Below are 8538 nucleotides of genomic sequence, written 5' to 3' on the forward strand. Positions count from 1 at the left end.
ACGCGGTGCGCGCCTGAATCGGGGCTGCCCGAACGGCATGCCCGCGCATGCGATGAACTTCACGACAATCCTGCGCGATTCATGCGGACACGGATCAACCCGACGAAATCGATAGCGTTGAAGCTTGTGGCGCTGGCGCTGCTGGCCTCGCATGCTGTCGTTGCCTGCGCCGAAACGCCGGCCCCCGAATCGGTGCGGCTCGCCAACGATCACGAAATCGAATGGGTGCGCCCGGGGTTGGTCGACGTCGATGCAGCCCGCCACCAGAAATCGGCACTGATCGTGCCGGCCGCGCTCCGCCGCGCATTGCGCGATGCATCGAGCGTCGCGTTCCCGTCGGACCATGCGAAGCGGATCGACGGCAACGACTATCTGCTGGTCGTCGTCAACCGATCGTCGAACAACCGCCCGACCGGATATTGCGGTGCGGGCGAAGAAGGGGCGCTGTACGTGCTGGAATTGCACGGCGCCCGTGCTGTGCCGCGTTTCTCGCTGCCGGTTCAAAGCTGCGTCGACTCCGTGTCGCTCGACACCGATGGTGGAGCGCAATCCCCCTACCTGGCGATCGCGTGGCGCGACGACCCGATCGGCATCGACATCCGGTGGGAATATCTCGCGCACGGCGGTGCAACGCATCGCGTCTATCGTTTCGTGAACGGCACGTTTGTCGAGGCTGAGGTTCCGCAGTCGCGCGGCCGGGCTGCGGCACAATAGCCGTTCGAATGCGCATCGCGTGCTTCCCCACGTTCCGGATCGACGGAGAGCCTCATGTCGTTACCCGCTTTCAGGTACCATCCCGACCCGCTGGCAACGGGCAGCGTGATCCGCTCGAACGCGCGCTGCGTGTGTTGCGGCGTTGCGCGCGGTTACGTGTACACCGGCCCCGTGTATGCGGTCGACGAGTACGAGCAATGCATCTGCCCGTGGTGTATCGCCGACGGTTCGGCGCACGCGCGGTTTGACGCAGTCTTTACCGACACGGACGGCATCGGCGGCGGCGAATGGGACGAAGTGCCCGACGCGGTCGTCGACGAAATCGCCTGTCGCACGCCGGGCTTTCAGGGCTGGCAGCAGGAACGGTGGTGGACGCATTGCGGCGACGGCGGGCAGTTCATCGGCCGTGCGGGCGCCGGTGAACTGAGCACGCTGGGCCCGCAGGCCGTTGCGTCGATTCGGGAGTCGGCCGGACTCGACGAGGGCGCCGAGTGGGAGCGCTTTTTTGCCGCACTCGACAAGGACGGCTCGCCGACAGCGTATGTGTTTCGCTGTATCCATTGCGGCGAACTCGGCGGCTACCAGGATTGCGACTGATGGCCTGGCTGGCGGCATCGCACGGCGATCGCAGGCCCCATCGTCATGAAACAGAGGAATCTTCGTGAAGTTCATCCACGCGGCAGACATACACCTTGACAGCCCGTTGCACGGCCTGAGCGCGTATCCCGACGCGCCGGCCGCGCAGTTGCGCAACGCGTCGCGCGAGGCGCTGCGGCAACTCGTGGATCGTGCGATCGAAGAGGAAGTCGCGTTCCTTGTGATCGCCGGCGACCTGTACGACGGCGACTGGAAGGACCACAACACGGGCATCTTCTTCGGCCAGCAGATGGGGCGCCTGCGCAAGGCCGGCATCCGCGCGTTCGTCCTCGGCGGCAACCACGACGCCGAAAGCGAGATGACGAAGAAGCTGACGCTGCCCGACAACGTCACCGTGTTCGGCCACCGCAAGGCGGAAACCCACAAGCTGCCGGAATTCGACGTCGCGCTGCACGGGCAGAGCTTCAAGGACAAGGCCGTCGTCGACAATCTCGCGATCGGCTATCCGGACCCGGTGCCCGGTTACTACAACATCGGCGTGCTGCACACCGCGCTCGAAGGCTATGCGGCGCACGCAAATTATGCGCCGTGCACGCTGGCCGAACTGCACGCGAAAGGCTACGACTACTGGGCGCTCGGCCACGTGCATGAATTCCAGCAGTGGTCGGGGCCGTCCACGGTGGTGTTTCCCGGCAACCTGCAGGGGCGCCATATCCGCGAGACGGGCCGCCGCGGCGCGGTGCTCGTGACGGTCGAGCAAGGCCGCACGCAGGTCGAGCGGCTGTATCTCGACGTGCTGCGCTGGGAAGCCGTGTCGGTGGACGCGTCCGACTGCTTCACCGTTGCCGACCTGTCGAGAAAGATCGGCCAGTCGCTGGAATCGCTGCTGACTGTCGACGGCCATGTGCCGCGCGCGGTGCGCGTGACGGTCACGGGGCGCACCCCCGCGCATGGCCTCTTTTTCGGACGCGCGCCGCAGTTGCGCGCGGAGGTGCTGAACCAGATCGGCATCATCGGCAACGAGCGGCTGTGGCTCGAGAAGGTCCGGCTCGCGACGTCCGCGGCCGATCATCAGCCGGGCGAAAGCGAGCAGCTTGAAGCGCTGGAGGACCTGAAGCAGATCCTGGCTGATGCCGCGCGCGACCCGGATTTCCTCGAACTGCTCGAGCGCGACCTGAAGCCGTTCGTCGGCAAGGTGCGCAGCGACGTGAAGGAAGAGGTGCCGTTGTTGACGATGGCACGCGCGGGCGAGCTCACGGCGCTCGTCGAGCAGGTCGGGCCTGCGTTGCTGGCGCGGCTGGCGCGGGGAGAATAAGCGATGCGCATCAATCAGCTCGATCTGATCAAGTACGGCAAGTTCACCGACGAGACGCTGCGTTTCCCGTCGGCCGGCGAGGATTTCCATGTGATCGTGGGGCCGAACGAGGCCGGCAAGTCGACGATCCGCACGGCCGTGTCGGAGCTGCTGTTCGGGATGAAGCTGCAGACGCCGCTCGATTTTCTGCACAGCACGCCCGAACTGCGGATCGGCGGCGTGCTGGAGAGTGGCACGGGCGAACTCGCGTTCCACCGCGCGCGCGGGCGCAGTCCGCTGCGTACGCCCGCCGACGACAAGTTGCCGGACGACTATCTGGCCGCCGTTCTCGACGGCGCCACGCGCGAATTCTTCGAACAGATGTTCGGGCTCGATCACGGGCGTCTGATCGACGGCGGCCGAAGCATTCTCGACGCATCCGACAAGCTCGGCCAGGTGCTGTTCGAATCGGCGGCGGGTGTCGGCAGTCTCGGGCCGGTGCGCGAAGAGCTCGATGCGCGTTCGGTCGAGCTCTGGGCGCCGCGCCGCAGCGGCAGCGCGTTTGCACTGGCCGAATCGTCGTTCAACGAAGCCGTGACCGAACTAAAGACGGTTCAGGTGCGCACGCGCGACTGGGTCGAACGCAAGGACGCGCGCGAAGCGGTCGAACAGCAGATCGAGCAGGCGCGCGCGGAGCAGCGTCGGCTCGAAGCGCTGCGCTCGAAGCTCGAACGCGTGCGGCGGCTGGCACCGTACCTGAAGGAGCTGACGGTCAAGGACGCGGCGCTGGCGGAACTGGGCGCGGTCGTCGAGTTGCCGCCCACCGCGTATGCGGATCTGCTGAAGGCGCAGGGCGATCTCGCGGCCGAACAGAAGGTGCTCGAGGAACGGCGTGCCGACCTGCTCGCGAAGCGGCAGACGCGCGATGCGATCGACACCGACGCCGACACGCTGGCGCTCGAAGCCGACATCGAAGCGCTCGACCGGCTGCGTGGTGCGTGCATGAATCACGCGCAGGATCTGCTGTTGCTCGGCGCGGATGTCGAGCGTCACCTGTCCGCCGCATTCGCTGCGGCCGCCCAGCTCGACTGGCCGACGGACGAAGCGGCGCTGCGTGCGTCGCTGCCGACCGCGCTGTCGCTGAAGACCGTTGCAAACCTGTTGCGTGAGCACGGTGCGCTGCATCAGGCGCTTGCCGGCGCACGGGAGTCGCTGGATGAACGCACGCGCGAGCTTGCGCAGGTGCAGGAACAACAGGCACGCCTGTCGACCGTCGATGTGCCGGAGGCACTGCGTGCGGCGCTGGCCGATGCGCAGGGTTTTCGCAACAGTGGCCAGCGCGAGCAGGCACTCGAACATGAAATCGCCGCCGCCGAACGCACACTGTCCGGCGCACTCGATGCGCTCGGCCAGTGGCGCATGCCGGTCGACGCGCTGCGTGCACTCGACGTGCCGTCGGCGGCGCGGCTCGGCACACTGCTGAAGGAGGACAGCGAACGCGCGAGCGCGGTCGCTGCGGCACGCGACGCACGGGACGGCGCGCTTGAAGAGCTCGAGCGGCTTGAACTGCAGGAGAAGCATTTCGCGGAGAACCACAAGGTCGTCACGACCGCCGATGTGCTGGCGGCGCGTGCGCGGCGCGACGGCGCGTGGGGCGATATCCGCAGCGGCGCGGTCGATCTCGCAACGGGCGCACCGGCAGTCGACGACGCGATTCGCCTTGCGGACGAACTCGTCGATGCACAGCTCGGTGCGACGCAGGCGGCGGCGACGTTGCAGTCGCTGCGTCAGCAGGTCGAATCCGCACGTGCCGGCGTGACGCGCAGGCAGGCCGCATTGGACGAGCGCGAGCATGAGCTCGCCGCGCATCGCGACGCGTGGGCCGCGCTCGCGACGACTGCAGCGGTGCCCGGCATGCCGCTGGCGGCGATGGGCGACTGGCTCGCGAAGCGCGATGCGGTGTTCGCCGCGCAGGCCGACCTCGACCGGCAGCGCCGCGAGTTCGACACGATTCGCGCCGCGCGGGCTGGTGCCGAAACCACGTTGCGCGCTGCGCTGCGCACCGTGTCGCGAGGCGGCGAGTCGGACGGCCTGACGGCACTCGTCGCGATCGCCGAGACGTTCGTACAGTCGGCTGAGAAAGCGCTCGCGCAGCAGGACAGCCTGGAGGATCGCGCGCGGGAAGCGGAACGCGGATGTGCGACGGCGCAGTCGCGCGCCGGCCACGCGCAGACGGCCTACGATGCGTGGCACGCGCAATGGCGCGACGCGCTGGCCGACGCAAAACTGTCCACGAGTGCGGCGACGCTGGCGGCGGCGGAAGGTGCGCTGGGGCGCGCCAACGCGGTGACGGCCGAACTGGCCGACGCCGACGCGCCACGCAACCGGATCGCGGCGATCCGCGCGGAGTTGGCCGCGCTCGAGGCGGGCGCAAGGCGGCTTGCCGAAGCGCTCGCGCCGGAATGGCTGACGAGCGGCGACTGGCCGGACGTCGCGCGCCGGCTGACGATGCGCCTTTCGACTGCCCGGGAAATCGCGCGTGCGATCGGTCGTGCCGATGAGGCCGTGCGGCAGGCTGACGGCAAGGTCGCGGATGCGGCTGCCGCGGTGGCGGGGGCCGATGCGCGCATCCAGCCGCTGCTGCAACTGGCCGGCGTTGCGTCGATCGACGCGGCGCTGCCGCTGGCCGAACGCTCGGATCGCCAGCGCCAGCTTCGGCAGTCGGTCGATGCCGCGCACGAGGCACTGGTGCGCGATGGTGACGGCCTGTCCCGGTCCGCCGTCGAAGCGGAAGTCGCGGAGCAGGACATCGCCGACGTACCGGCGCATCTCGAAGCGGTGAAGCAGTCGCTCGGCGATGCCGGCAAGCGGTTGAACGAGCTTGCACAGCAGCAGGTCGTGGCCGATCAGGCGTTCGGTGCGATCGACGGCCAGGCGAACGCGGCTGTTGCCGAGTCGAAACGGCAGGAAGCGCTGGCCGCGATGGGCGATGCAGCCGAACAGTATCTGGAGGCGGCCACGGCGAGCCGGTTGCTGAAGTGGGCGACGGATCGCTATCGCGACCAGAAGCAGGGGCCGATGCTCAGGCGCGCGGGCGAGATCTTTGCCGGGCTCACGCTGGGCGAATTCGCACGGCTGACCGTCGATACCGAACGGACGCCGCCCGCACTATATGCAAGGCGGACGAAGGGCGCATCGGTCGAGGTCGCCGGGTTGAGCGAAGGGACGCGTGACCAGTTGTTCCTCGCGCTGCGGATCGCGGCGCTGGAGCTGCAGCTCGGCAGCCGGACCGCGCTGCCGTTCGTGGCCGACGACCTGTTCATCAACTTCGACGATGCGCGCGCGAAGGCCGGCCTCGATGCGCTGCGCGATCTGTCGACGCGAACCCAGGTGTTGTTCCTGACGCATCACGACCACCTGCTGCCGCTCGTGAGGGATGTATTCGGCGGGCGGGTCAACGTGGTCGAGTTGCAGCGTGCGCCGGTGGGTGCGTGATGCGGTGCGTGCGGAAATGCCGGCACACGGGCAGGGTCATCGCGTACAGGTAGTATGTGCGGTTCCGAAATGCACGCGGCCGGTTCGGCCGATCGTGGGTCTGGCCACACGAGGGGGAATATGAAAAAGCTGGTAGCCGCTATTGCGTTCGCGGCGGACAAGCATCGCAATCAGCGACGCAAGGATGAAGAAGCGTCGCCGTACATCAATCATCCGATCGCGCTTGCCGACGTGCTGGCCAACGAGGCCGGCGTCGAGGACGAGCGCGTGATCGTCGCGGCCGTGCTGCACGATACGGTCGAGGATACCGAGACGACCGAGCAGGAATTGCTGCGGCTGTTCGGCAAGGACGTGGCGGACATCGTGATGGAAGTCACCGACGACAAGTCGTTGCCGAAGGAGGAGCGCAAGCGCCTGCAGGTCGAGCATGCGGCGACCATCAGCCGGCGCGCGAAGCTCGTGAAGCTGGCCGACAAGATCTGCAACCTGCGCGACATCGCGCGGCACCCGCCTGCGGACTGGCCGCTCGAACGCAAGCAGGCGTACTTCGACTGGGCGAAGTCGGTCGTCGATCCGATGCGCGGCGTGCATCCCGGCCTCGAAGCGATCTTCGACGCCGCGTACGACGCACGGCCGGCGGACTGAGGCGTCCGCATGCGATCGGCTCGATCCATTGAATCCGCCGCGCGGCAATCGCCGGCCGTGGCGGGTGTCGATGTGGGCGGCGAAAAAAAGCAATGCGATCTCGTGATCCTGCGCGGACAGACGGTCGTCTGCCGCGAGGCACGGATCGCACCCGAGGCGGTGCCTGCACTGTGCCTCGCCCATGACGTCGTGGCCGTGGGTGTCGACGCACCGAGCCTGTGGTGGACGGGGACCGGGCGCCGGGCGGCCGAACAGGCGCTCGCGCGCGAGCGGATCTCGTGTTTTCCGACGCCGTCGCGGGAGCAGGCGGTTGCGAGCACGTCAGGCTTCTTCGACTGGATGTTCATGGGAGAGCGTGTCTACCGCGCGCTCGCGGATGCCTATCCGCTATTGACCGACGCCTCCTATGCGGGCGGGCGCGCGAGCTTCGAAACCTATCCTTATGCGATTACCTGCGCGATGCTGGGTAGGGACGTCGCATCGGCGAAGCAGAAACGCAACCAGCGCCGGCAATTGCTGGAGCGACTGGGAGTCGACGTGTCGACGCTGAAGTCCGTCGATGCGCGAGACGCGACCCTTTGCGCGTTGACGGCGCAATGTGTCATCGACGGGAATGCGCACGCGTATGGCGATGCGGAGGGCGGATATATCCGCGTGCCGATCGTGAACGAGACGATCGTTCTCGACGCACGGTAGTCGTGTCGCGCGTCGCGTGCGAGAGGCGCAGCGAGAAGGTGAGCTTTTGCGGGAGGGGCGTGGCCAGTGTGACGACTGAAGCGTCACGCTGCGACTTTCGGCCGGCCAGCATCGGGATGGCTGACGCACACGACATGATGCCGGTGCGCGACGCGATCCCGAGCGGCGTGACTTAATCCTCGAGGATGGCCTTCGGCACGCTGGACAGGTCGCAGGCTTGTGCCTGTTCGAAGTAGCCGTCGGCATCGTCGATCATCACGACGGCGACGTCGATCAGCTCGTCGAGCCGTTGCAGCAGCGATTCACGCCACTCGATGTCTTCGTCGCGCTCGGGCGTCTTGTCCAGTTGCTCGATGATCGAGTCGGCGGTCTGCAGGAAAGGAATCGCCTGCTGATAGTTTTCGATCGAGACCATCGCAGCGTTGCGCGCGCCGACGAGTCGTTCGCGGTGCTCGTCCGCCAGCTCGGATTCGCCGCTGATCCGCGGCAATACATCCGAGATGCGTTGCAAAAGCGGCGGCGCCTGTTCTTCCAGGATGATGGCGCGCTCGCGCAGCGCTGCATATTCGTCGCGAAGGTCGGCGTCGCCGGGTTGAGTGGTGCTGTCCATCGTGGATATGAGTGCGTGGTTCGGTCGCGGCATGATACTCGACCGCACCCGATTCCTTGCTCGTTTCGCGACCTCATATATAGGGGGGCGAGAGGTATACGTCACATCAATAGAGGACGGCCAGTGTTGCGATGCCGGGCCCGTCGAGCCCCAAGCCCCCGTGCGCGTCAGCGCACGGGGGCTTTTTCAAACTTTTTTCACAAAGGGGCTTGCGCAGTTGGGGGCGGGTGCTTAGAATCACGCCTCTTTCGCGCTAACGGAAACACGGCGCGGAAGAGGGAAGCAGGGTTGGCGGTGTGCTGCAGTCTGAAGCGCGCCACTGGCCTGGAAGTTGAGCCCCGCAGTCGCAACGATGTAGTGAAAAAAGTTGTTGACGAAATGCGAAACACGGTTCATAATCTCGCTTCTCTGCTGCTGAAAACGCAGCGCTGCTGAGAAACACGAAGTTCCTCGCAGAAACGCTCTTTAAAAATTAACAGCCGATAAG

At 66.7% G+C, this 8538-nt stretch carries 7 protein-coding genes; 6 read left to right on the forward strand and 1 reads right to left on the reverse strand.

All coding sequences use genetic code 11. The annotated features are described in order from the left end of the window. Positions 1–117: 117 nt before the first annotated feature. The 6 genes from G3O00_RS05520 to G3O00_RS05545 all read left to right on the forward strand — a co-directional run bounded on the left by G3O00_RS05520 (position 118) and on the right by G3O00_RS05545 (position 7441). Positions 118–714, forward strand: coding sequence for a hypothetical protein (locus tag G3O00_RS05520; protein ID WP_206142342.1), 597 nt, complete (start codon positions 118–120; stop codon positions 712–714). Positions 715–768: 54 nt separating this feature from the next. Next, positions 769–1311, forward strand: a complete 543-nt coding sequence (locus G3O00_RS05525) for a CbrC family protein (protein ID WP_206142343.1) — start codon at positions 769–771, stop codon at positions 1309–1311. A 64-nt stretch (positions 1312–1375) separates the two neighbouring features. Continuing rightward, entirely contained in the window at positions 1376–2626 is a 1251-nt protein-coding gene (locus G3O00_RS05530) for a DNA repair exonuclease (RefSeq protein WP_206142344.1), read from the forward strand. 3 nt (positions 2627–2629) lie between these two features. Beyond that, positions 2630–6100: a YhaN family protein gene (locus G3O00_RS05535; protein ID WP_206142345.1), complete on the forward strand. Its 3471-nt coding sequence runs from the start codon at positions 2630–2632 to the stop codon at positions 6098–6100. Positions 6101–6220: 120 nt separating this feature from the next. After that, positions 6221–6745, forward strand: a complete 525-nt coding sequence (locus G3O00_RS05540) for an HD domain-containing protein (protein WP_021161966.1) — start codon at positions 6221–6223, stop codon at positions 6743–6745. A 9-nt stretch (positions 6746–6754) separates the two neighbouring features. Further along, positions 6755–7441 carry a DUF429 domain-containing protein gene (locus G3O00_RS05545; protein ID WP_206142346.1) on the forward strand — a complete coding sequence of 229 codons (687 nt, stop codon included), beginning with the start codon at positions 6755–6757 and terminating at the stop codon, positions 7439–7441. Positions 7442–7613: 172 nt separating this feature from the next. Here G3O00_RS05545 and G3O00_RS05550 read toward each other — a convergent pair whose 3' ends face one another. Continuing rightward, positions 7614–8084: an ATPase gene (locus G3O00_RS05550; RefSeq protein WP_174928871.1), complete on the reverse strand. Its 471-nt coding sequence runs from the start codon at positions 8082–8084 to the stop codon at positions 7614–7616. Positions 8085–8538: the final 454 nt, after the last annotated feature.

The sequence above is a fragment of the Burkholderia sp. Ac-20384 genome, assembly GCF_017104605.1.
GTDB classification, from domain to species: Bacteria; Pseudomonadota; Gammaproteobacteria; order Burkholderiales; family Burkholderiaceae; genus Burkholderia; species Burkholderia lata.